23 protein-coding genes are annotated in these 22,627 nt (G+C 32.1%); 15 read left to right on the forward strand and 8 right to left on the reverse strand.

What is annotated here, in order from left to right; genetic code table 11:
* The first annotated feature begins 1 nt into the window (after position 1).
* The 3 genes from mnmG to CAP47_RS01180 all read left to right on the forward strand — a co-directional run bounded on the left by mnmG (position 2) and on the right by CAP47_RS01180 (position 3,424).
* Positions 2-1,873 (forward strand): tRNA uridine-5-carboxymethylaminomethyl(34) synthesis enzyme MnmG, encoded by a 1,872-nt coding sequence (gene mnmG / locus CAP47_RS01170; RefSeq protein WP_100775031.1) that lies wholly within the window; start codon positions 2-4, stop codon positions 1,871-1,873.
* A gap of 30 nt (positions 1,874-1,903) precedes the next feature.
* Positions 1,904-2,710, forward strand: coding sequence for a class I SAM-dependent methyltransferase (locus tag CAP47_RS01175; RefSeq protein WP_238140926.1), 807 nt, complete (start codon positions 1,904-1,906; stop codon positions 2,708-2,710).
* A 195-nt stretch (positions 2,711-2,905) separates the two neighbouring features.
* Positions 2,906-3,424, forward strand: coding sequence for an OmpH family outer membrane protein (locus CAP47_RS01180; protein ID WP_093244229.1), 519 nt, complete (start codon positions 2,906-2,908; stop codon positions 3,422-3,424).
* 51 nt (positions 3,425-3,475) lie between these two features.
* On the opposite strand, the gene CAP47_RS01185 is transcribed toward CAP47_RS01180, so the two are convergent.
* Positions 3,476-4,600, reverse strand: a complete 1,125-nt coding sequence (locus tag CAP47_RS01185) for an ATP-binding protein (protein WP_100775033.1) — start codon at positions 4,598-4,600, stop codon at positions 3,476-3,478.
* Positions 4,601-4,693: 93 nt separating this feature from the next.
* Between CAP47_RS01185 and CAP47_RS01190 the strand changes: the two genes are divergently transcribed.
* From CAP47_RS01190 to CAP47_RS01200, 3 genes are all read left to right on the forward strand, one after another.
* Positions 4,694-5,875 carry a phosphoglycerate kinase gene (locus CAP47_RS01190; protein ID WP_100775034.1) on the forward strand — a complete coding sequence of 394 codons (1,182 nt, stop codon included), beginning with the start codon at positions 4,694-4,696 and terminating at the stop codon, positions 5,873-5,875.
* Between the two features lie 115 nt (positions 5,876-5,990).
* On the forward strand, positions 5,991-6,371 hold the full coding sequence (gene rnpA / locus CAP47_RS01195; RefSeq protein ID WP_100775035.1) for a ribonuclease P protein component: 381 nt from the start codon (positions 5,991-5,993) through the stop codon (positions 6,369-6,371).
* Positions 6,346-7,959 (forward strand): S41 family peptidase, encoded by a 1,614-nt coding sequence (locus CAP47_RS01200; protein WP_100775036.1) that lies wholly within the window; start codon positions 6,346-6,348, stop codon positions 7,957-7,959. Before rnpA ends, CAP47_RS01200 begins: the two co-directional genes overlap by 26 nt.
* 66 nt (positions 7,960-8,025) lie before the next feature.
* On the opposite strand, the gene CAP47_RS01205 is transcribed toward CAP47_RS01200, so the two are convergent.
* The 3 genes from CAP47_RS01205 to CAP47_RS01215 all read right to left on the reverse strand — a co-directional run bounded on the left by CAP47_RS01205 (position 8,026) and on the right by CAP47_RS01215 (position 11,100).
* Positions 8,026-8,703, reverse strand: coding sequence for a metal-dependent hydrolase (locus tag CAP47_RS01205; protein ID WP_100775037.1), 678 nt, complete (start codon positions 8,701-8,703; stop codon positions 8,026-8,028).
* Positions 8,704-8,754: 51 nt separating this feature from the next.
* Positions 8,755-9,207 (reverse strand): 6-pyruvoyl trahydropterin synthase family protein, encoded by a 453-nt coding sequence (locus tag CAP47_RS01210; RefSeq protein WP_100775038.1) that lies wholly within the window; start codon positions 9,205-9,207, stop codon positions 8,755-8,757.
* 117 nt (positions 9,208-9,324) lie between these two features.
* Positions 9,325-11,100 carry an ABC transporter ATP-binding protein gene (locus tag CAP47_RS01215; protein WP_100775039.1) on the reverse strand — a complete coding sequence of 592 codons (1,776 nt, stop codon included), beginning with the start codon at positions 11,098-11,100 and terminating at the stop codon, positions 9,325-9,327.
* A 166-nt stretch (positions 11,101-11,266) separates the two neighbouring features.
* Between CAP47_RS01215 and CAP47_RS01220 the strand changes: the two genes are divergently transcribed.
* Positions 11,267-11,740: a CBS domain-containing protein gene (locus CAP47_RS01220; RefSeq protein ID WP_100775040.1), complete on the forward strand. Its 474-nt coding sequence runs from the start codon at positions 11,267-11,269 to the stop codon at positions 11,738-11,740.
* 8 nt (positions 11,741-11,748) lie between these two features.
* On the opposite strand, the gene CAP47_RS01225 is transcribed toward CAP47_RS01220, so the two are convergent.
* Both CAP47_RS01225 and rnr read right to left on the reverse strand, forming a co-directional pair.
* Positions 11,749-12,657: a histone deacetylase gene (locus CAP47_RS01225; RefSeq protein ID WP_100775041.1), complete on the reverse strand. Its 909-nt coding sequence runs from the start codon at positions 12,655-12,657 to the stop codon at positions 11,749-11,751.
* 18 nt (positions 12,658-12,675) lie between these two features.
* Entirely contained in the window at positions 12,676-14,895 is a 2,220-nt protein-coding gene (rnr, locus tag CAP47_RS01230; protein ID WP_100775042.1) for a ribonuclease R, read from the reverse strand.
* Positions 14,896-15,089: 194 nt separating this feature from the next.
* Between rnr and CAP47_RS12330 the strand changes: the two genes are divergently transcribed.
* From CAP47_RS12330 to CAP47_RS01265, 8 genes are all read left to right on the forward strand, one after another.
* Positions 15,090-15,260, forward strand: a complete 171-nt coding sequence (locus CAP47_RS12330; protein WP_159429409.1) for a hypothetical protein — start codon at positions 15,090-15,092, stop codon at positions 15,258-15,260.
* A gap of 26 nt (positions 15,261-15,286) precedes the next feature.
* The gene (locus tag CAP47_RS01235) at positions 15,287-15,529 is read left to right on the forward strand and encodes a DUF2007 domain-containing protein (RefSeq protein ID WP_093244241.1); all 243 of its coding nucleotides are present in this window, start codon (positions 15,287-15,289) and stop codon (positions 15,527-15,529) included.
* A 655-nt stretch (positions 15,530-16,184) separates the two neighbouring features.
* A complete protein-coding gene (gene rpiB, locus CAP47_RS01240; RefSeq protein WP_100775043.1) occupies positions 16,185-16,616 on the forward strand; it encodes a ribose 5-phosphate isomerase B in 432 nt (143 codons plus the stop codon).
* A gap of 13 nt (positions 16,617-16,629) precedes the next feature.
* Positions 16,630-17,532: a cation diffusion facilitator family transporter gene (locus tag CAP47_RS01245; RefSeq protein ID WP_100775143.1), complete on the forward strand. Its 903-nt coding sequence runs from the start codon at positions 16,630-16,632 to the stop codon at positions 17,530-17,532.
* 2 nt (positions 17,533-17,534) lie between these two features.
* The gene (locus tag CAP47_RS01250; protein WP_100775044.1) at positions 17,535-17,984 is read left to right on the forward strand and encodes a GNAT family N-acetyltransferase; all 450 of its coding nucleotides are present in this window, start codon (positions 17,535-17,537) and stop codon (positions 17,982-17,984) included.
* A complete protein-coding gene (locus CAP47_RS01255) occupies positions 17,981-18,634 on the forward strand; it encodes an HD domain-containing protein (protein ID WP_100775045.1) in 654 nt (217 codons plus the stop codon). Before CAP47_RS01250 ends, CAP47_RS01255 begins: the two co-directional genes overlap by 4 nt.
* A gap of 125 nt (positions 18,635-18,759) precedes the next feature.
* Complete coding sequence (locus tag CAP47_RS01260; protein WP_100775046.1) at positions 18,760-19,065, forward strand: monooxygenase; 306 nt, start codon at positions 18,760-18,762, stop codon at positions 19,063-19,065.
* Positions 19,066-19,215: 150 nt separating this feature from the next.
* Positions 19,216-20,334, forward strand: a complete 1,119-nt coding sequence (locus CAP47_RS01265) for a MauE/DoxX family redox-associated membrane protein (protein ID WP_153043467.1) — start codon at positions 19,216-19,218, stop codon at positions 20,332-20,334.
* An 81-nt stretch (positions 20,335-20,415) separates the two neighbouring features.
* Here CAP47_RS01265 and CAP47_RS01270 read toward each other — a convergent pair whose 3' ends face one another.
* The gene (locus CAP47_RS01270) at positions 20,416-21,861 is read right to left on the reverse strand and encodes a S41 family peptidase (protein WP_192869882.1); all 1,446 of its coding nucleotides are present in this window, start codon (positions 21,859-21,861) and stop codon (positions 20,416-20,418) included.
* A 117-nt stretch (positions 21,862-21,978) separates the two neighbouring features.
* Positions 21,979-22,188, reverse strand: coding sequence for a hypothetical protein (locus CAP47_RS12280; RefSeq protein WP_143521343.1), 210 nt, complete (start codon positions 22,186-22,188; stop codon positions 21,979-21,981).
* Positions 22,189-22,627: the final 439 nt, after the last annotated feature.

Genomic DNA, 22,627 nt, shown 5'->3' on the forward strand with positions numbered 1-22,627 from the left:
GATGTTTAACAAAGAGTACGATGTGATCGTTGTAGGTGGCGGACATGCAGGAAGCGAAGCAGCAGCAAGTGCTGCTAACATGGGTTGCAAAACATTATTAATCACAATGAATTTGCAAAACATAGCACAAATGTCATGCAATCCAGCAATGGGAGGAATCGCAAAAGGACAAATATTAAGAGAAATTGATGCGATGGGCGGTTATAGCGGAATTGTTTCTGATACTAGCGCAATTCAATTCAAAATGCTTAACAAATCTAAAGGTCCAGCGATGTGGAGTCCACGAGTGCAAAGTGATAGAATGATGTTTGCAGAGCATTGGAGGTTAAAACTTGAGCAAACTAAAAATCTAGATTTTTATCAAGAAATGGTCAGCGGCTTAATCATAGAAAACAATAAGTTAATAGGTGTGAGAACATCATTGGGATTAGAGATCAAAGCGAAAAGCGTTATCCTAACCAACGGAACTTTTTTAAATGGATTAATCCATATCGGAACCAAAAATTTCGGAGGAGGAAGAGCAGGAGAAAGAGCCTCAACTGGTATCACAAAAGATCTGATTGATCTGGGTTTTGAAGCAGGAAGAATGAAAACAGGTACGCCTCCTAGAGTTGATGGAAGATCTTTAGATTTCTCTAAGATGATTGCACAGCCTGGCGATGAAATCCCTTCTAAATTTTCATTCTCAGATGAGACAAGACCATTAACAAAACAGCGTTCTTGTCATATGACTTATACATCGCCAGAAGTACATGAATTATTAAGACAAGGTTTTGACAGATCACCAATGTTCAATGGTTCAATTGAGAGCACAGGGCCAAGATATTGTCCAAGCATTGAAGACAAAATACATAGATTTGCAGATAAAGATAGACATCAAATGTTCATAGAACCTGAAGGTTGGAACACAGTTGAATATTATGTGAACGGCTTCTCAACATCATTACCAGAAGATATTCAGTTCAAAGCTTTGAAATCAGTCAAAGGATTTGAGAATGTTAAATTTTTCAGACCTGGTTATGCAATTGAATACGATTATTTTCCACCAACACAGCTTAAGCATACTTTAGAAACAAAATTGATCGATAACTTATATTTCGCAGGACAAATAAATGGAACAACTGGTTACGAGGAAGCGGCTTCTCAAGGTATGATGGCAGGAATAAATGCTGCGCTTAAAATTCAAGAAAAAGAAGAATTTATTCTTCAAAGAAATGAAGCATATATAGGCGTTTTAATTGATGATTTAATCACAAAAGGAACTGAAGAACCTTATAGAATGTTTACATCAAGAGCTGAATATAGAACCTTATTACGACAAGATAATGCTGATTTTAGATTGACAGAAAAAGCGTATCAAATAGGTTTAGCTTCTGAAGAAAGACTTCATAAAATGGAAAAGAAAAAGATTCAGTCAGAAAAATTTGTTGAATTCTTTAAAAATACGAGTGTCACGACAGCAGAAATAAATCCGATTCTCGAAAAGAACAAGTCACAAAAAGTTGATCAACAAGGCAAAATGTTTAAAATTTTTGCACGTCCAAATATCACGATGGATGATATGCTTCAAATTGACAGTGTAAAAGATTATGTTGATAATCACGAATTAGATTCTGAAACATTAGAACAAGTCGAAATCCAAGTTAAATACTCAGGATATATCGCTAAAGAAAAACAAAACGCAGATAAACTCAACCGCTTAGAAAACATCAAGATTCCGCAAAATTTTGATTATTCAAAATTAAAGTCAATGTCTTTTGAAGCTAGAGAAAAACTCAATGAAATTCAGCCACGAACAGTGTCCCAAGCCTCAAGAGTTTCAGGAGTCAATCCGAGTGATATTTCAGTCTTATTAGTTCACATGGGACGCTAATGTTCCACGTGGAACATGAAATAAATGAGAATGAAGATAAAGGATTTCGCACATACAAAAGAAGAATTTAAACTAAAAAGAGTAGAGGAAGGTTTATATAAAACACAAAATCTTCCTCAAAATCTTGACTTTTATTATGATTTCGAAGAATACATTTCTCATGATGAAAGTAAAAAAGGAATAATTGGGAGAGTCTATGATGTAGTGAAAAAATTCATGTTTTACCAAAAATTGAATCTCATTAAAAAATACTCAAATGAAAATCCTAAGGTTTTAGATTACGGATGCGGAACTGGAGATTTCTTAGATTATTTAAATCAAAAAAAATATAAAGTAGAAGGTTTTGAACCTACACAAAAAGCCAATGAGATTGCATCTAAAAAAGATTTAAAGATGCATTCAGATGTCAATTCAATCATTGGAAAATTTGATGTTATTACCTTATTTCATGTTTTAGAACATGTTGAGGATATTGATTATTTAATTAAAAGATTAAAACAAAAACTAAATGAAAATGGAATCTTGATCATAGCAGTTCCAAATCATGAATCTAAAGATGCAAAAATTTATAAAGAATTTTGGGCTGCTTGGGATGTGCCTCGACACATTTGGCATTTTTCAAAAAGTAGTTTGATAAGAAAAATAAAATCATATTCACTAAAGTTAATTTCAGTAAAACCTTTATTTTTTGATGCAATTTATATTTCAATGGTTTCTGAAAAATATAAACAAGGAAATTCTATCAAAGGGATTTTGAACGGTTTATATGCCAATTTAAGTGCATTAAAGACAAAATCATGGTCGTCTCACATTTTTATCTTCAAAAAAGGAATTTAAGCCTTTATAAAGCGATCTAAGAGCTAATTATCTACAATCATAGTCATATAGATTCAATTCTAAATAAAGCACTAAAAACACAACCTATAAAGCACTTTTATAATAAGAAATAATTATTGATAATATAATATCTATAATTAAATCTTATTCATATATTTTAATGAATAAATGATACATTTGCGCAAAATCAAAAACATGAAAAAATTACTTTTTACAGCTCTTATTGCTGCAAGCTTAATATCTTGCCAAACAGAAAGCATGAAAACAGCTTACGTTGATAATTCAAGATTAGTTCAAGATTATCACAAAATGGAAAAAACTGAGGCTAAATTTGAAAAGAAAAATAAAGAACTCTCAGACGAATTAGATGCTGTAGCTCAAGAATTTCAAAAAGAGGTTCAAGAATTTCAAGCTAAAGCAAATTCAATGAGTAAAGCTAATCTTGAAAAGAGACAAAACGAATTGATGCAAAAGCAACAAATGTTGCAGCAACAACAGCAACAAAAAAGTGAGCAGATGCGACAAGAAAGTGATGCTGCTATCAATGAAATCATTGATGATGTCAAAACTTACGTTTCAAATTACGGTGAAGAAAATGGCTATACTTATATTTTTGGTTCAAATGAATCAGCAAACATTATGTATGCTAAAAAAGGGCTTGATATTACTGATGAAGTTTTGAAATCTTTAAATGCAGAAGATTCTTTAAAATAAGAAGAGCCTGACAAATCAATACTAAAAAAGTAGTTTTTATAAATATAAAAGCTACTTTTTTTTGTGCAGTAAACGCGTGAGTTCAAATGATAAATCTGTAAAAATCATTTTACCAGAACCGTTTCTTTCAACATAATAAAGCGCATCTTCAAGAGCCTTAAAAAGGTCATTAATGTTGTGTCCTCCTATAAACTGTGCAAAACCTGAAAATTTGAATTTAGGGTCATCAACCTTTAAGTAAACCAAATCTTTTGCATCATAATTAAATAATAAAGCTTGCCTGAAAAATTGAATACAATATTGTAAAAAACGTTTCTGAGTTTCTCTATTTTCTGACGCCAATTCATCGGACCAATCGATCAAATCTTTAACAACATATTTATACCCTTTAGCCCTAAAAGCAGATCTCACCCAACGGATAAAAAGAGTTTCAAATCTTTGCTCATCATCACTTTGTTGTAATAAATGTATAGCAGCAGTATAATCTCCATCAGCTTGATGTGCAATAGAAGAAGCTTTAGTAGCTTCTACATTAAAATTCTGTTGCAAAGCAGAAGAAATATCAGCTTCACTTAAAGGTGGGAAATTTAAGCGTTGACATCGCGATTTTATCGTATCAAGGATTTGATCTTCTTGATTTGTTATCAAGATAAAAAAAGTATTTTGAGGTGGTTCCTCAATCAATTTCAACAACTTGTTAGCAGCTTGTGTATTTAAACGATCCGCACACCAAATAATCATCACTTTTGCTCCACCGTTAAAAGCTTTTAAGGATAAGTCTTTCGTTATCTGTGTGGCTTCATCTACATTAATTAAGCCTTGTTTTTTTTCGATACCAATATGCTTATACCAATCAAACAAATTTCCATAAGGTGAAACTTGAATAAATTCTCTCCATTGCGGTAATAAATCTTTACTTAATGGTTTTTTAGAAGACTTTGAAACACTATTGATCGGATAAACAAAATGAACATCTGGATGCTCAAGAACATTTACTTTTTGAGAATTCTTTTGTGAGTTTTCGATCAAAAGCCTTGCATACGCCAAAGCCATTGGTAATGTTCCATATCCATGCTCACCAACAAATAATTGTGCATGTGCAACACGTCTATTTTCAATAGAGTTTACCAAGTGATGCTTGATATGCTCAAGCCCTAAAATTTGATCAAAATTCATAGCGCTAAAATATTAAAATTGCGTTTAAATTCGGCTGAATAGCGTGCAAAATGAATTAAATAATTATTTTTGAGAAAAGAATACAATTTGCATATGAAAACAACAGAAGACTATAATTTTGATGGTAAAAAAGCGATTATTCGCGTTGATTTTAATGTTCCATTAAATAAAGACTTAGAGGTAACAGATATAAGTAGAATCGAAGCTGCAAAACCAACAATTATCAAAGTTTTAGAAGATGGTGGATCAGCAATTTTAATGTCGCATTTAGGAAGACCAAAAGGTGTTGAAGATAAATTTTCTCTTGAAAACATCGTTAACACAGTTTCTGATGTGATTGGTGTCAAAGTCAAATTTGTAAAAAATTGTATTGGAGATCAAGTAGAACAAGCTGCTGCGGAACTTAAAAGTGGTGAAGTATTGATGCTCGAAAATCTACGTTTTCATGATGAAGAAAAAGCTGGAGATAAAGAATTTGCTCAAAGATTAGCTAAACTTGCTGATGTTTATATCAACGATGCATTTGGGACAGCTCATAGAGCGCATGCTTCAACGACTGTCATCGCACAATTTTTAGAAGACAAAATTGTTGGAAAACTTTTACAAAAAGAAATAGATAGTTTAGATAAAGTTCTTCATTCTAATGAAAAACCTGTCACAGCCATTATTGGTGGTGCAAAGGTTTCATCGAAAATAACTGTGATAGAAAACATTCTACCAAAAATTGATCATTTAATTATTGGTGGTGGAATGAGTTTTACTTTCATCAAGGCACAAGGTGGAAAGATTGGAAAATCTTTAGTTGAGGATGATAAATTAGATTTAGCCTTAAAAATTATCGATAAAGCTAAAGCTGAAAATGTAAAATTACATTTACCAGTTGATGTGATTTCAACAACAGATTTTAACAATGACGCTGAAACACAAGTCGAAAAAAGTAATGAAATTTCAGAAGACAGAATGGGATTAGATGTTGGTCCAGAAACCAATAGACTTTTTGCCGAAGTTATTAAAGAATCAAAAATCATTTTATGGAATGGTCCGTTAGGTGTTTTTGAAATGGATAACTTTAAAGAAGGAACAATTTCAATCGGTCAAGCGATTGGTGAAGCCACTAAAAACGGTTCTTTTTCTCTTGTCGGAGGTGGAGATAGCGTTGCTGCTGCCAAGAAATTTGACTTAGCAGATAAAATGAGTTACGTATCCACTGGTGGAGGCGCAATGCTTGAAATGCTTGAAGGCAAGTCTTTACCAGGGATTGAAACTTTAAAATAATTACAATATTTAAAATATTTGATAAAGCTCGGTCAATTGATCGGGCTTTAATTTTTTAAAGTCGTTCAACAACAACTTAAAATTTTCTTAGCATCTTTGTCAGAGATAAATAACTATGTCCACACAAGGTTTTCCAAAATCAGAACATCTTAAATCTAAAAAAGCGATTGATGAATTGTTTCTTAAAAAACATTCTGTCAAAGGCTATCCGATTCGTTTAATGTTTCATAAAAATGAAGAAGAATCACATAAAGTTGGTTTTGTTGTTCCTAAAAGATTGATTCGTTTAGCGGTAAATCGCAACAAGATTAAACGTCAATTACGGGAAGCTTATCGCTTGCAAAAACATCATATCGAAAAACTTCCACCTCAAAATATGATGTTTGTTTTGATAGGTAAAAAACCATTATCTTTTCAAGAAATAGAAGCTTGTGTTTTAAAATGTTTGACGAAATTAAAAGAAAAAGCAGATGAAAAAGAAAATCATATTAAGTAGTTTAACACTTGTCGTTATAGGGAGTTTGGCTTTTAAATCAGTTAAAAATGACTTTTTTGAAATCGCAAAACAAATAGAGATTTTCACAAATTTGTATAAGGAAATCAACATGAATTATGTGGACGAAGTGAGTCCGTCAGAGCTTATGAACACTGCGATTACAGCAATGTTAGCAGATTTAGATCCTTATACCGTTTACTGGAATGAGCAACAAGTGATTGAAGGCCGAATTCGCAATCAAGGTGATTATGCTGGTATTGGCGCGCATATAGAAAGCTATGCTGATAAAATTTTAATCAAAAGTTTAGAAAAAAATTCTCCTGCAGATAAAGCAAATTTGAAAATAGGTGACGAAATTATTAAGATAGATGATATCAATATTTCAGAATACAGCGAAGATGCAGGCCAGCTTTTACAAGGTGAAACGGGTTCAGAAGTTGAAATTACTTTTACAAGAAACGGACAAAAGCAATCGACTGTTTTAGAAAGAGAAAAACATGAAAAAAATGCAGTTATATTTCATCAACTTTTAGAAGATAAGTCAGGCTATATCGTCTTAGATCAGTTTACAAAAACAGCTTCAGCAGAAGTTATTAAAGCTTTTAAAGAACTTAAAAGAGAAGGCGCAACGCAGATTATTTTAGATTTAAGAAACAATCCAGGCGGTTTATTGTCTGAGGCGATTAATATCACAAATATTTTTGTTGATAAAGGCACAACTATCGTGACTACAAAATCTGTGATCGAAAAGTATAATAAAACTTATGTCACACAAAATAAAGCTTTAGACACCGAAATTCCACTAGTTGTTCTCATCAACCATAAAAGTGCTTCGGCAAGCGAAATTGTTTCAGGAAGCTTACAAGATTTAGACCGAGCGGTTGTGATAGGCGGCAGAAGTTTTGGAAAAGGTCTTGTACAAAGGCCAAAGAAATTAAATTACGGAACCCAAGCTAAAATCACGATTTCACGCTACTATACACCAAGCGGAAGAAGCATTCAGGCACTCGACTATGTAGACGGCGTTGCTGTAAGAAAGAGCGAAGATTCCTATCAGAAATTCAAAACCAGAAATGGAAGAGAGGTTTTTAGCGGAGGTGGAATTTTACCAGATATTTTGATTGAAAACGAATCAACAAACGCTTTGACTGAAGAATTGGAAAAGAATAATTTAATTTTTGGGTTTGCAAATCAGTATTTTTCAAAAAACGATGAGCTAGATATTTCAGAGATGAATAACGATAAACTTTTTGATAACTTTAAATCTTTTGTTGACAAGAATGATTTTTCATTTGAATCTGAAACTGAAAAAGAACTGCAAAAACTTAAAGATATTGCTGAAAAGGAAAATATTTATCAAAAGGTCAATAAGGATTTTGAAGCTTTAAAAAATCAAATCAATAAAGCTGAAGAAACTTTATTCGATCAATCTCAACCTCAATTGGAATTGAGCTTAACCAAAGAAATTATTAAACGTTATGTTTATAATGAAGGTGTATTTGATTATCTCATCAATAATGGGAAAAGCATTTCTAAAGCCAAAGAAGTTTTAAACGATCAAAAAGCATATCAGAAAATATTAGAATAAAAAAGTAACAAAAAACGCTCTTAAATTTAAGAGCGTTTTTTAATTGAATTTCAATTATAATGAAACTTAAAAATCTAAAGTTTCACCGATATCAAGAAGCATTAAATCTTTATCCTTTTCATAGAATTTACGCTTTGCTTCATCGTGGTCAATTTCTATATATCCAAAAGTGTCATAGTGATAACCAAGAATTTTATCACAATTCACAAAATCACTTGCAATAATGGCATCATCAACATTCATTGTAAAGTTATCGCCAATAGGTAAAATGGCTAAATCAAGCTTTGTGTGAAGCGGAATCAATTTCATATCCATGGTTAAAGCAGTATCGCCTGCAATGTAGATATTTTTGTGTTCGCCTTCTATCACAAAACCGCCGGGTTGACCGCCATAACTTCCATCAGGAAAAGATGACGTGTGAATGGCGTTGACATATTTCACTTTACCAAAGTCAAAATTCCAAGAGCCACCATGATTCATCGGGTGAACTTCAAATCCTTTTTCTTCGTAATAATTAGCAATTTCAAAATTAGAAACAATCACTGCATTTGTGCGTTTTGCAATGGCTTCAACATCCAGAATATGATCTTGATGTGCGTGTGTTAGCAAAATATAATCTGCTTTCAGCTCATCAATATTAATGTGAGATGCTTTTTCGTTTCCTGTAATAAATGGATCGACAAGAATGTGAATATCTTGCATTTGCAAACCCAAACTTGCGTGTCCGTAAAATGTAATTTTCATAAAGCCTTTGTTTTGCCTATGAAAATACGAAATTTTAAAAAAAAGAAAAAATTAAGCGTTATCAGCTGCAAACCATTCAGCAAAAGCAGTTCCTGTTTCGCGTAATTTCAAACTGTGAAGCTTTAAACTTCTGTCAAGTTGAGATTTTATTTTTTCAGCAAAATCTATCACCATATTTTCACTTGTTGGCTGATAATCAACCAAGACAACATTATGATTTGCTTTTTTCAAATCATGAGCAAGCTCAATATGTGGTGTGTTTTTATTCAGCATAATGGCATGGTCAAGAACATCAACAACTTCTTTTTTGACAATTTTTTTGAGATCGCCAAAATCGATCACCATTCCGCATTTAACGTTTGAAGTATCAGTAATTGGTTCGCCAATCACGCAAACATCGAGTTTATAACTATGTCCGTGAATGTTTTGACACTTGCCATCATAACCATAAAGTGCATGCGCAGTTTCAAAAGTGAATTGTTTTGTAATTCTAATTTTTGCCATTGATCTAAATTCTAATGCAAAGATATGAAAATTGCTTCTGAGAAATTATGCATTAGTTAATCAAACTTTAAATACTGATTTTAGTCAGTTAAGTATTTGTATTGTTTAAATCAAAAATCAACGCTCGATCTGAAGTTGATTTAACTTTCTGTAAAGGCCATTATCTTTGGTGAGTAAATCTTGATGAGTTCCTTTTTCAATGATTTTTCCTTGATCGACGACAATAATCTGGTCTGCATTTTTGATGGTTGATAAACGGTGCGCAATCACAATTGACGTTCTATTTTTCATCAATTCATCAAGCGCATCTTGAACCAGTTTTTCTGACTCTGAGTCTAATGAACTTGTGGCTTCATCAAGAATCAAAATTTTAGGATTTTTAAGCACAGCTCTTGCAATCGCGACACGCTGACGCTGACCGCCAGATAATTGCACGCCACGCTCGCCAACTAAAGTTCCATAATCGTCAGGGAAAGACATGATAAAGTTATGTGCATTTGCTTTTTTGGCAGCATCAACAATTTCTTCTTTTGTGGCATCTGGTCGTCCATAAGCGATATTTTCTAAAATACTTCCGCCAAATAAAAAGACATCTTGTGGTACAACTGCCATTTGAGACCTGAGTTCGAATAGATCAAAATTGTCTGATGCTTTTTGGTCAAATAAAACTTGACCCGTATCAGGTTGATAAAAATTTAGAACCAAAGCTGCCATGGTTGATTTTCCTGAACCACTTGGACCAGCAATAGCAACTGTTTCTCCTTTTTTAGCTTCAAAATTAATTGATTTTAAAACCTGAAAATCTGGTCTTGATGGATAAGAGAAATTCACATCTTTAAAGGCTAATTCACCTGATAATTTTTGTTGAATTTCTTTTTCTTCTATCTCTTCAGGATGCTCATCAATTAAATCAAAAACACGTTCAGTAGCACCAATCGCTTTTTGTATTTGCGCATATTGAATTGGTAAACCACCAATTGAAGCACCCACAAAAATTGTATATAAAATAAATGTAATCAGCTCTGATTGCGTTAACTCACCGACATTCTGAAGTTTAACGGCGTACCAGACCAATAAAACGATGGCACCAAAAATACAAAAGATGATAAATGATGAAAAAGCGCCTCTGGCCAAACCACCTTTAATCGCAATTTTTTTAATAGAATTAACCGCTTTTTCATAACGTAAAATCTCAAAAAGTTCGTTTGTAAAAGCTTTGACATTCGCAATACCTTGTAAAGTTTCGCCAACAATTGTGTTAGAGTCAGCGACTTTATCTTGCGCTTGCTTTGATAACTTTTTGATAAATCGACCAAAGAAAACAGCAACAATTGCAAAAACAGGAATGGTTGCAATCATTAACAATGAAAGCTTAACTGAGGTAAAAAACAAAGCTGCAATCCCACCGATCACAATAATTGTCTGACGTAAAAATTCAGCTAAACCTGTGGTAAATGTATCTTGAATTTGAGAAATATCTGCAGCGACTCGCGAATTGAGTTCATTCACTTGACGATTAGAAAAAAACTGCATTGGCATTTTAATCAAGTTATTATAAGTGTCTTGACGAATGGCTGAAAGCATGTTTTCAGTGACATTAACAAAGAGAACAACTCTAAAAAATGAAAAAATAGCTTGTGCGGTAAATAAGACCAAAAGTAAAAGTCCCATTTTATTAATTTCTTCAGAAGAGAAATCAGCAGTTTCAATTAAATCTCCCATCAGTTTAGGAAACAATAAAGCTGTTACACCTGTTAAGGCTAAAAAAATAACACCAATAATGAGTTTCCATTTATGCGGTCCAATATAATTGAAAAGTCGAAGAGAGCGTTTAAGATTTGAACTTGTCAATTTGACCTTTGGAAGATCGTTGTCTTTTTTTCGCTTAGCCATAAATCATTTATCCTAATTCGACTACAAAGTTAGACTTTCATTGTAATTAAAAGACTTAAGCTTTTCTAAAAATAAAGTGAATCTATAATTATATCAAAATGTTATTTTATTATGAATAAATTTCATATTTTAATAAAATTATATTTAATAATTAAAAATATAAATCATGGCTATTAAAAATTTTAAAGGAAATCATGTTGGTGATGTTAATGAAAAAGCTGAAGAAATAAAAGTCAGAGATTGTATGTCACCGAATATTATTTTGTTCAGAAAAGGGCAAAGCATCATTGAAGTGGTAGAAACTATTATGCGCTACAGAATTTCGGGAGGACCTGTTGTTGATGAAAATGATAATCTCATCGGCGTAATTTCTGAAGGAGATTGTATCAAGCAAATTTCTGATAGTCGTTATTATAATATGCCAATGGAACTCACTATGATTGAGGATTATATGACGAAAGGCATTGATACAATTTCGCCAGACACAAACTTATTTGATGCCGCACAGAAATTTATCACTTCTAAACACAGACGTTTTCCGGTTGTTGAAAACGGTAAAATTTTAGGCATCGTCAGTCAGAAAGATGTCTTAAGAACTGCATTAATGCTTAAAGGTTATAGCTGGAAACACGATTCTTAAATTTAATATCAAAAGAAAATATCTTGAACTAATCTGTAAGTATTGGTGTGTGCATTGATGATGTCTTTGATATCTTTAGAATAACCGCCTCCCATACTGATTTCAACAGGCAATTGATGTGTTTTAATTAAATTTAAAACAAATTCATCACGTGCCTTACAACCATAGATTGTACAGCCTAATTTACCGAGTTTATCTGTTTTTAAAATATCAACACCTGAGAGATAAAAAATAAAATCTGGTTTAACATCTTCTATCAAGCGTGGTAAAGTTTCTTTAAGAATAGATAAATAGGTTGCATCATCACAATCATTTTCAAGCGGAATATCAAGATCAGATTCTTCTTTTTTAAAAGGATAATTACTTTTTCCGTGCATTGAAAAAGTAAAAACCCGTGGATCATTCTGAAAGATTTCAGCTGTTCCGTTGCCTTGATGTACATCGAGATCAACAATCAGAATTTGTTCAATATCAGTTTCTTCCAGCAAATAATAAGCAGCTGTGGCTTGGTCATTAATCATGCAAAAACCTTCACCGTGACCCGTAAATGCGTGATGCGTTCCGCCGGCGATGTTCATGCCAACGCCAATTTGCAGTGCATATTTTGTAGCCTGAACAGTTCCGTTGGTGATTAATCGTTCGCGTTTGACTAAAGCTTCAGATAATGGAAAGCCTATTTTTCGAACAGCTTTTCTGTCGAGTTCTACAGCATACATGGCATTGATATAAGCATCTGTATGTGCCATTCGAATATATTTTTCAGTAGAATCTTTGATGTCAGGTTCAAAAAAATTCTCTTGTTCACAAATTCCTTCAAGCAAAAGTTGTTTCGAAATCAAATCATATTTTTCCATTGGAAACCTATGATTTTCTTTCAGCGGATGTTGATAGCTTGGATGAAAAGCAATTTTGAGCATTGAAAAATTAAAAATAAATTAGTCTATCTGAATTTCATCAGCAGCACCTAAAAGTTCAAAATCAATATTTCTTTTGATTAAGTCTGCTTTTTTGACACGGACATAAACTTCATCACCAAGTTGATACATTGTTTTTGTGCGCTTACCAATCACAGCGTAATGTTCTTCATTAAAGTTATAATGATCGCCAGGAATGTCTCGTAATCTTACCATTCCTTCACATTTATTTTCAACGATTTCAACAAAAATACCAAAATCAGTCACACCGCTAATCACTCCTAAAAATTCGGAGTCTTCATGGTTTTGAATAAATTTCACTTGCATATATTTAATCGAATCGCGTTCTGCGCTGGTTGCTAAATTCTCCATTTGGCTAGAATGTTTACATTTCACTTCATAATCAGTTGCGCTGGCAGTTTTTTGACCATCGAGATAATGCTGTAATAATCTATGCGTCATCACATCTGGATAACGACGAATAGGCGAGGTAAAGTGCGAATAATAATCAAATGATAAACCGTAATGACCTATATTTTCTGTTGAATAATAAGCCTTACTCATGGTTCTGATGGTTAAGGTATCAACAAGGTTTTGTTCCTTTTTACCTTTAACATCTTCAAGAAGCTTGTTTAAAGATTTAGAAACTTGCTTCTGATTTTTAAAATTTAATGAGTAACCAAATTTAGAAACGACTGTGTTTAAAGTTTCCAATTTTTCTTCGTTAGGTTCATCATGACAACGATAAACAAAAGTCTTTTCAGGTTTTTGTTTACCAATAAATTCAGCAACTTTTCTGTTAGCCAAAAGCATAAATTCTTCAATCAATTTATTGGCATCTTCAGAAGTTTTAAAATAAACGCCTAGAGGGTTGTTGTCTTCATCAAGGTTAAAATTGACTTCAACTTTATCAAAGGACAAAGCGCCTTTTTGCATGCGTTCATTTCGCATAATTTTAGCAAGCCTGTCAAGTTCCAGAGTTGCTTCAAGTATGTCGTCTGAAACAGGATAAGCTTTTTTAGTTAAAGAAACATCAGCAGGGATTGTTTTGTCTTTGGTCGTGATTAAATGTTGCGCTTCTTCATAAGCAAACCTTGCGTTAGACTCTGTCACAGTTCTACCAAACCATTGATTGACAATTTTCGCATTTTTATCAAGTTCGAGAACAGCTGAAAAAGTATATTTTTCTTCGTTTGGACGAAGTGAACACGCATTATTAGATAGAATTTCTGGTAGCATAGGAACAACACGATCAACTAAATAAATAGATGTTGCGCGGTTGTAAGCTTCTTCATCTAAAATAGTATCAGGTTGTAAATAGTGTGAAACATCAGCGATGTGAACACCAACTTCAAAATTTCCGTTTTCTAATTTTTGAAAACTCAAAGCATCATCAAAATCTTTAGCCGAGGCTGGATCGATTGTAAAAGTCAAAACATCACGCATATCGCGACGTTTTTTAATTTCTTTTTCTGAAATTTTTGTATCGATTTGGTTTGCGTATTCTTCAACTTCAGCAGAAAATTGTTCTGGCAAATTATATTCCGCTAAAATAGCGTGCATTTCTGTATCATGTTCGCCGGGAACACCTAAAACTTCAACGATTTCACCATTAGGCGAATCAGAATTTTTAGACCATTTCGTCAATCGAACTTTAACCATTAAACCATCGTCTGCCCCATTAAAATCATCTTTTGAGACAAAGATGTCTGTGTACATTTTAGGATTCTGGACAACGACAAATCCAAATTTTTCTTGTTTTTGAAGCACTCCAATGTATTCATCTTTAAAACGTTCAATGATGGAAGTGACTTCTCCTTCGGATTTCTTTTCACGCTTTTTAAACACGAAAACCTCAACTTGATCGCCATCTAAAGCGTGATTAAGATTCTTATTTTCAACAAAAATGTCATCATCAAGTTCATCAACGACAACATAAGCATCGCCACGTGTGGTCATATCAACTTTACCAGTAAAAATTGAATCAGCGGTGTTGAATTTGAAATGATGTTCGTCCTTTTGAATCAACTCATTTTTAGCAGTCATTTGTCCTAATAATCTGATCAAACGATTTCTGGTCTTCGTGTCTTTCAACTCTAAAATTTCGGCAATTTGCTTAAAAGTGTATGTTTTATCTTTATTCTTTTGAAAAACTTCTAAGACTCTTTTCTTAAAATTTATGTTGGGTTGGCGTCTTTTGCCTTTATTTTTTTTTGTTTTACTCTTTTTGTTTTTACTCATGTGTCATATTAAAATCTTGGATAAATGTACTATTTAAATCATTCATCGGTAATTATTAAAATTAAATTTATGTAAAACTTGTAAGTCTTGTTAAATATTGTTAAAACAAAGATTCAATTACAAGCGAAATTATATTTATTTTTAACATAAATATTTGTTAAGTTTTTATTATCTTGCCTAAGTAATCAACTTCTATGTTCAAGTCAAAATCAATCATATTGTTTCTCATCATCATCACAATCATTGGTTTTGTGGTGGTTTTCTTGTACATTAACTTCATGTTGAATGCGCCAGTTGGAAGTGATAATATGATTAAATCTGCTGAAGAACTGACTTCTTATAAGATATATAAAGCAAATTATTAATTGCTTAAAAAGTATTATTTTTAGGCATGCTAAATTACATTAAAATTGCGACGTTCACTTATGCGCATGAATACAGCATTCTGCAACATTTGTTAGAGCAAGAATCCATTCGATTTTATTTTCAAAACGAAACAGTTTTAGGCGTCTTGCCTTTTTACTCAAACGCAATGGGTGGTATTTTCCTTAAAGTGCATCCAGAAGATGTTTTAGAAGCTAAGGAGATTATAGAACGGTACAAATCTAAGTCAAATTTAGATATCATCGAGTAATTTTCTTTTCAAATTTGATTTTAAGAAATTTCTAGAGATCAGACTTCTTTTACTTTTCTTTACACTTATCAACAACTTATATATAATTATTTTTCTTCTTTAAATTTTTAAAAAACTAAATAGTGATGATTATTGCGTGTTGAAATCCTTATAATTCATTTGCTATTTATTTTGTTTTTTCAATTCTTCATTTATAGGATGACATTTATTAATAAAATGTTAATATCTTCTTGTTGATTTTGAATGCTTTAGATGAATTTATCAACAAATAGGCTTTTTGATTTTAGATGTTTTTGTTAGAAAATTTCAGCTTGAAAGCTGTTGATAAACTGTCAATAACTGCTGAAAACTTTTTACTAAATACATGAGTTATCATTTGCTTTTGAAGAAAAAAATTGCTGATAGAATTCTATTTCATTTATCAAAAGAATCTTATTGTTTTTTACTTTAAAGTTATTCACAGTCTTGTTGAAAGTTAACTGCTTGAAAATCAATCTTCGTTATTGAGTTATTCACAGCTTATTTTTATATTATTTAATAATTTGATAATCAATTATTTAAACTGTTTATTTGTTCATCTTTATAGATATTATGATTCGTGGTTGATTATAAATATAACTTCGTATTTTTGTCTAACAACATAAAACAAAACAACATGACAATTGCAATTGGTAATGATCACGCAGGGACAGCTTATAAGAATGAAGTTGTCAAATATCTCGAAAAGCAAGGGATAAAAGTTATTAATCACGGAACAAATAGTGATGACAGTGTTGATTATCCTGATTTTGTTCATCCTGTTGCTTCAGATGTAAGCAACAAAAAAGCTGATTTCGGCATCATTATTTGTGGTAGCGGAAATGGTGCAAATATGACAGCAAACAAACATCAAGATATCAGATCAGCTTTATGTTGGAACAAGGAAATTGTGGCCTTAGCGAGACAACATAACAATGCCAATGTGTTGAGCATTCCGGCAAGATTTGTTTCAGAAAATCAAGCCATTGACTTTGTCAAAGTTTTTTTAGAAACAGATTTTGAAGGCGGCCGTCACCAAAATCGTGTTGACAAAATCGCTTGCCAATAAAAGACTAACTATTATGTCACATCACCACCATCATACGCATCAGCGGATTACTAAAAATCTGATGCTTACCATATTTTTGAACATCGGGATTACTGTGGCTCAAATTATTGGTGGATTGATCAGCGGGAGTTTATCATTGCTTTCAGATGCGCTGCATAATTTTACTGATGTGATTTCATTAATTATTAGTTATTCTGCTTCAAAATTTAGTAAAAAGAAAGCGACATTAAAATATACTTTTGGCTATAAACGTGCAGAAATTATCGCTGCTTTTATCAATGCTTCAACCTTAATTGTTGTTGCTTTTATTCTGATTTATCACTCTATCGAAAGATTTATCAATCCGCAAGTCATCGAATCTACGCTCGTTATTTATATGTCGATTTTGGCGATTTTAGGTAATGGTTTTAGTGTGATTTTACTGCTAAAAGATAGAAAGCAAAATATGAATATCACTTCAGCTTTTGAGCATCTATTTACAGATATGATGGCTTCAGTTGCCGTTTTGATTGGTGGATTTTTAATGAAATATTATCAAATTTATTGGGTTGATAGCGTGCTGACATTTGCCATCGCGATTTATTTAATTATTGTAGGATACAAGCTTTTTAAAGATTCATTTAACGTCTTGATGTTATTTACGCCAAATGCTGTTGAAATCAAGGAAATTGTTGAACGTATTGATAATTTTGATCACGTCAAAAAAATGCATCATGTGCATGTATGGCAACTCAATGAAGAAGAAACACACTTAGAAGCTGAAATTGATTTTGATAAAGATTTAAAATTGAGTGAATTTGAAGTTATCTTGGAAAAAATAGAAAAATTATTGAATGAAGATTATGCGATTAATCATGTGACGATTCAACCAGAATTTGAGAAAGACGATGATAAAAATTTAATTGTACAAGACTAATTATGACGATAAAAATCAAAGATTTTAACCACTTAAGTTCTGCTCAGCTTTATGCTATTTTAGCTTTGCGATCTGAAGTATTTGTTGTTGAACAAAACTGTCCTTACCAAGATATTGACAATTTAGATCAAGAGGCGCAACATGTCTGTTTTTATAAAAAAGGTGAATTGGTGGCTTACGCCAGAATATTACCAGCCGGAACTACTTTTGATAGTACAAGTATAGGTCGTTTTTTAGTTAAAAAAACACATCGTCAAAAACATTTAGGACATGATTTGATACAGACTTGTCTGACTTTTATCAAAGAAAATTATTCCTCTTCTCTAATTAAAATATCTGCACAACAATATTTAATAGATTTCTATGCACAACACGGTTTTCAAACTGTGGGCGAAGGCTATCTCGAAGATGACATTCCTCATATAGAAATGCATTACGAAAGAGAAGAATGAGTGAAGAAGATTTATTAAAAGAAACACGAGAATTCGTTAAAATACAACTGTCTCAAGCTGAATCTGGTCACGATTGGTATCACATTAAACGCGTTTATCATTTGGCTTTACATATCGCTAAACAAGAAAATTATTCAGATTTATTGTTAATCAAGCTCGGTGCGTTATTACACGATATCGCTGATGCTAAATTTCATGATGGCGATGAAGAAATAGGACCCAAAATAGCAGGAGAATTTCTTCAAAAACAAGATGTTAATCAAGCTTTGATTGATGAAATTGCTTTAATTATCAAACACATTTCTTTTAAAAATTCATCACAAAAATACACTTCACAAGCTTTAGAAATACTACAAGATGCAGACAGACTTGATGCCATTGGAGCGATAGGTATTGCACGAACTTTTAATTATGGCGGTTATAAAAACAGAGAAATTTATAATCCAGATATTCCGCCGCAACCTCAACAAACTAAAACTGAGTATAAAAAATCTACAGCGCCAACAATCAATCATTTTTACGAGAAACTTCTACTTTTAAAAGATCAAATGAATACCAAAACTGGTTTTGAAATGGCAAAAGAAAGACATGATTTTATGATGAATTTTCTTGCTCAATTTTATGAAGAGTGGAATTTTTCTAGTGAATAAATGTCAATGTTAATGAGCACTTGAAAGCTTTAATGAGATTATTTTTTAAGAATTATATAGCTTTTAAATCTAGATTAAGATGAAATATAAGGTGTATATTTAAACATTAATTTTAAATCATAATTATGGCATTCATCATGTACGTAGATTTTCCTCATAAAGATGTTTGGGAGAAAGAAATGGCAGATCAAATGAAAGAACTTGCTGAAAGTATTGTAAATGAACCAGGATTTATCTGGAAGTTTTGGACAGAGAGCCAAAAAGATGATATGGCTGGTGGTGTTTATATGTTCGATACACGTGAAAACGCAGAAAAATACCTTCAAATGCATAGTCAAAGACTTGTAAAGTTTGGCTATACAGACATCAAAGGACGTGTTTTTGAAATAAATGAAGAACTTTCAAATATCTGTAAAGCACCTATGCCATGATCATTTTAGTTTGTAAAATCCGATTTTACAAATATTTATAATTTATAGGATTAAAGATTTGAGTTTTCAATCATTATGAAAACTCAAATCTTTTTTTTTATATTTTTATAATTCTGTAGATTGATACTCTAAGTCATCTAAAAGTATAATTTGAAAAATAATTATCAAGTCAAATTTCTTTTGGCGATCAATAATCTTTCGTTGATCATCAGCATTCTCATGTCACTAAAACTTTGGACAACGCGGCGCGATTTCCCAGTGATTCCTGTTTTTGAGAGCTTACTTTCTTTTGAAGTATTTAACGGCTATTTATTGGTTAGTTTACTTCTCGGCTGTTTGATAACACTTATTTCTTACCCAAAACCAATTCTTGCATTACTCACATTAAGCCTAATTGTTTTGCTATTGATGCAAGATCAAATGCGTTGGCAAATCTGGGTCTATTTGCATAGCTTGGTGATTGTCCCTTTTTTATATGCTAAATTAAAAAAGCAGAATCTGACTATTTATGTAGCTATTATATTGATAGGTGTTTATTTTTGGGGAGGTGTACATAAATTGAATCCTCATTTTTTTGATTTGATTTTTCATCCTATGATGATTGATCTTTTAAACATCAATCTCAGTCGTTATCAATTTGTGGCATATTTGATCCCTATTGTAGAAATTTTAATAGCCATTTGTTTTCTATTTAAATCAACACGAAAGCTATCATTTTACTCTGCTATTATAACCCACTTTGTTATTATTCTTTGGCTTTCTCCGTTGTATAGAAACTCTAATTGGATTATTTTTCCAATGAATATAGCGATGATTTATTTTTGTTATTTCTGCTTTTATAAAGGAAATATCAACTTTTTTAAATTCACTAATAAATCAAAATCTGGATATTTATTACCCGTTTTAGCATTACTCGTGATCACATTACCGCTGCTGAATAAGATTGAAAAATGGCCTTATTATTTCTCTTTCCATCTCTATTCTGGACAAGGAAAAAGTCTTTATATCATTAAAGATGAAGCAGAATTTTTAGAAGAATCTGATGATTTTATCAAATCTTGTCAGATTGTGAAAGACTTCAATAATAAAGAAAGCATACGCGTTACGAATTGGTCGTACAATGAATTAAATGTTCCCATTCCGTTAGATGAAAGAAGCCTTGGTTTGCTTTTAGAACATTTCTGTCAACGCTTTTCTGGCAAAACTTTGATGTTAAGTTATGACATTCAGTCTCCAAAAGGTGATTATAAAATTATTGAGTGTGATTGAAAATGTTGGGTAGAGTTGATGGTGGAGATTCACTTTCAAGCTTTAATCTGCTTGAAATTAGCATCATTTTGTCGATAGAGATTACTCAATTATATTTTTAATAGTAAATTCTTTTTTAGCGTTTTTTCCTTTTAAATAAGCGTCCCAAGTTTGTGGAACTTCATGATCTGGCATAACTCCTCGCCCTTTTATTTCTGGAGAAACATTCATTTGAAAATGCACAATAGGAATTTTAATCTTAATTTTTGAATTTGGCAACTTTAAATATTCAGAATATCCACTCACGTTTCCTTCATAAGTTCCGCCGGTTTCTTCTCCGATAAATAATCCTCTGTTGGTCATTTTTACCATACTGGCAAATTCTGCTCCGCCAGAGAATGTTCGACCACTTGTGAGAACATATAAATTTTCTTTATAAATCAGGTCTTTTAAAGGTTTCCGATAGCCTAAATCTGAATAGTAATCGCTGTATAATGTCAAATCTCCTCTTTTGGCAATTCTGTCTTGAATGCGCCATTGATCTTCAATATAACCACCATCTTCCTTGTTTTTGTGATAAGGCTTAGGAAGCATTGTGACTTGCTTGTATTTCTGAATCACTTCTTCTGATAAGTAACTGAAAAGTAAATTTCCGTTTCCTTCTGTTCCTCCACCATTGGCTTGAATATCAATAATGAGATGCTTGATATTTAGGGAATCTATTTTTTTAAAATTCGATTGAAGGAACTTTTCATACTTGTCATCATGATCGCTAAAACTCGGAATGCTCAAATAAGCAATGGAATCCTGGATGTGCTCGAATTTGAATTGAACATAATCAAAAGTTATTGATTTGAGCTTTGCGTTTTTCCTTTTAAATTTTGCGTAGCGAACTGCAGGAATCTTAATCGTCTGTATTTTATCACTCCCGAACTCCTGAACTTGAAGTTCAAACTCTTTCTCTTTGCCGTAAACCAATCTATAAAGTAAGGAAAAATTTATTCCGCCAATCCATTCCTTTTTTGAAGTTTCATTAAATCCGTCTGTCGTAATCAAAGGATATAATCGATCAAGAATATGATTTACTTTTTTATGATTAACGGAAATGATTTTAGAACCTTTTTTGAGTTTACCTATGTCTTTTCCGTAGTTCTGGGTTATAATCAGGTTTCCTTCTAAAACTTTTACTGTCAATGGTAAAAAAGATTTTGAAAGTCCCAATTTTATCCTCGACCATTTAGGAATTATGATGGATGTATGTCCTTCATTTGTTAGGCTGATGAGGTATCTTAACTTTTGGTAAAACTCTAATTTGGTGTGAGGTGTATTTAAAGTATTTCGAACGCTATCAATTTTTGCATTTGTTTGATTTTGATCTGTATATTGATAAAGTCCTTGATGCTCTAATTTTAACTCTGTGACGAGAATATCAAAATCTTCTTTAAGTTTTTCTGGTTTTAGCTTTCTTTGAGCATTTCCCTCAAAAACAAAAAGCACTGTGATGATCAGTAAAAATATTTTCATGAGTTGTTTTGGTTTCTTTTTCATCAAGGGATTTAAATTTCTTGTCGGTATTTTAACTTCTATATCAAGTACTTTTTCTGTCAGAAAAATACAAAATTGAATAGTTATTAACTTCATTTTTGAAAAAATATAGGATAACGATTAGTATATGACAAGTAGATCAGTAGAAAGCGATAAACTATCAGTTTTGCTCTGAGCCAAAACGTCGCATTTTGTTTTTAATTTATTCTTTGTTGGATTGATTTTTAAGTCTAATATTTCAATCATCTCACAATCTACCGAATATGTAGCTCCTTCTCTAAAATAGCCTTTCATTCCAATTTTTATTCTATCGTAGTGATGTGATCTCATTTGATTGCATATAATTCACATCTTTGCAGTTCCTGTATTTGGAACTGGTCTGTCATTGTCAAGTAAAACAACTACTTTCTAAACTAAACACTCCACCTAGACTGTCCTTTTCTAAACCGAGTACATTTAAAACTTTAACATAAATACCAATACTAACAGAACTTTTACTTTTCTCGATGGAATATAACGTCCTTCTGTTAGTACATGCCAGTTATGCAACTTGATTTGCACTTAGTTTTGGTCTTAGAGGTGTTACTTTAATTGCTCGCCCATTTCTTCAACCAAACGTTCTAATATTATTAAAGTGCTGCAATATAATTGTAGGGTTTAAAACCTTAACTTGAAACCAATAAAATTTATAGAAAAACGGTAAATTCTGTTAACAAAAAGGGGAAAGCTTTTAAAAACTTTCCTCTTTTACTAAAAAATATAATCTTTT

This window comes from Psychroflexus sp. S27 (assembly GCF_002810405.1).
In the GTDB taxonomy this organism is placed as follows: Bacteria; Bacteroidota; Bacteroidia; order Flavobacteriales; family Flavobacteriaceae; genus Psychroflexus; species Psychroflexus halocasei_A.

Bases quoted from the DNA above. Each gene is read 5' to 3' on its own strand.
- rnpA (WP_100775035.1), top strand. From the start codon at position 5,991: ATGTCCACACAAGGTTTTCCAAAATCAGAACATCTTAAATCTAAAAAA.
- CAP47_RS01245 (WP_100775143.1), top strand. From the start codon at position 16,630: ATGTCACATCACCACCATCATACGCATCAGCGGATTACTAAAAATCTG.
- CAP47_RS12330 (WP_159429409.1), top strand. From the start codon at position 15,090: ATGTTCAAGTCAAAATCAATCATATTGTTTCTCATCATCATCACAATC.
- CAP47_RS01205 (WP_100775037.1), bottom strand. From the start codon at position 8,703: ATGAAAATTACATTTTACGGACACGCAAGTTTGGGTTTGCAAATGCAA.
- CAP47_RS01200 (WP_100775036.1), top strand. From the start codon at position 6,346: ATGAAAAAGAAAATCATATTAAGTAGTTTAACACTTGTCGTTATAGGG.
- CAP47_RS01270 (WP_192869882.1), bottom strand. From the start codon at position 21,861: ATGAAAAAGAAACCAAAACAACTCATGAAAATATTTTTACTGATCATC.
- CAP47_RS01250 (WP_100775044.1), top strand. From the start codon at position 17,535: ATGACGATAAAAATCAAAGATTTTAACCACTTAAGTTCTGCTCAGCTT.
- CAP47_RS01185 (WP_100775033.1), bottom strand. From the start codon at position 4,600: ATGAATTTTGATCAAATTTTAGGGCTTGAGCATATCAAGCATCACTTG.
- CAP47_RS01175 (WP_238140926.1), top strand. From the start codon at position 1,904: ATGAAGATAAAGGATTTCGCACATACAAAAGAAGAATTTAAACTAAAA.
- CAP47_RS01215 (WP_100775039.1), bottom strand. From the start codon at position 11,100: ATGGCTAAGCGAAAAAAAGACAACGATCTTCCAAAGGTCAAATTGACA.
- CAP47_RS01190 (WP_100775034.1), top strand. From the start codon at position 4,694: ATGAAAACAACAGAAGACTATAATTTTGATGGTAAAAAAGCGATTATT.
- CAP47_RS01235 (WP_093244241.1), top strand. From the start codon at position 15,287: ATGCTAAATTACATTAAAATTGCGACGTTCACTTATGCGCATGAATAC.
- CAP47_RS01210 (WP_100775038.1), bottom strand. From the start codon at position 9,207: ATGGCAAAAATTAGAATTACAAAACAATTCACTTTTGAAACTGCGCAT.
- CAP47_RS01180 (WP_093244229.1), top strand. From the start codon at position 2,906: ATGAAAAAATTACTTTTTACAGCTCTTATTGCTGCAAGCTTAATATCT.
- CAP47_RS01260 (WP_100775046.1), top strand. From the start codon at position 18,760: ATGGCATTCATCATGTACGTAGATTTTCCTCATAAAGATGTTTGGGAG.
- CAP47_RS01220 (WP_100775040.1), top strand. From the start codon at position 11,267: ATGGCTATTAAAAATTTTAAAGGAAATCATGTTGGTGATGTTAATGAA.
- rnr (WP_100775042.1), bottom strand. From the start codon at position 14,895: ATGAGTAAAAACAAAAAGAGTAAAACAAAAAAAAATAAAGGCAAAAGA.
- CAP47_RS01225 (WP_100775041.1), bottom strand. From the start codon at position 12,657: ATGCTCAAAATTGCTTTTCATCCAAGCTATCAACATCCGCTGAAAGAA.
- CAP47_RS12280 (WP_143521343.1), bottom strand. From the start codon at position 22,188: ATGAGATCACATCACTACGATAGAATAAAAATTGGAATGAAAGGCTAT.
- mnmG (WP_100775031.1), top strand. From the start codon at position 2: ATGTTTAACAAAGAGTACGATGTGATCGTTGTAGGTGGCGGACATGCA.
- rpiB (WP_100775043.1), top strand. From the start codon at position 16,185: ATGACAATTGCAATTGGTAATGATCACGCAGGGACAGCTTATAAGAAT.
- CAP47_RS01255 (WP_100775045.1), top strand. From the start codon at position 17,981: ATGAGTGAAGAAGATTTATTAAAAGAAACACGAGAATTCGTTAAAATA.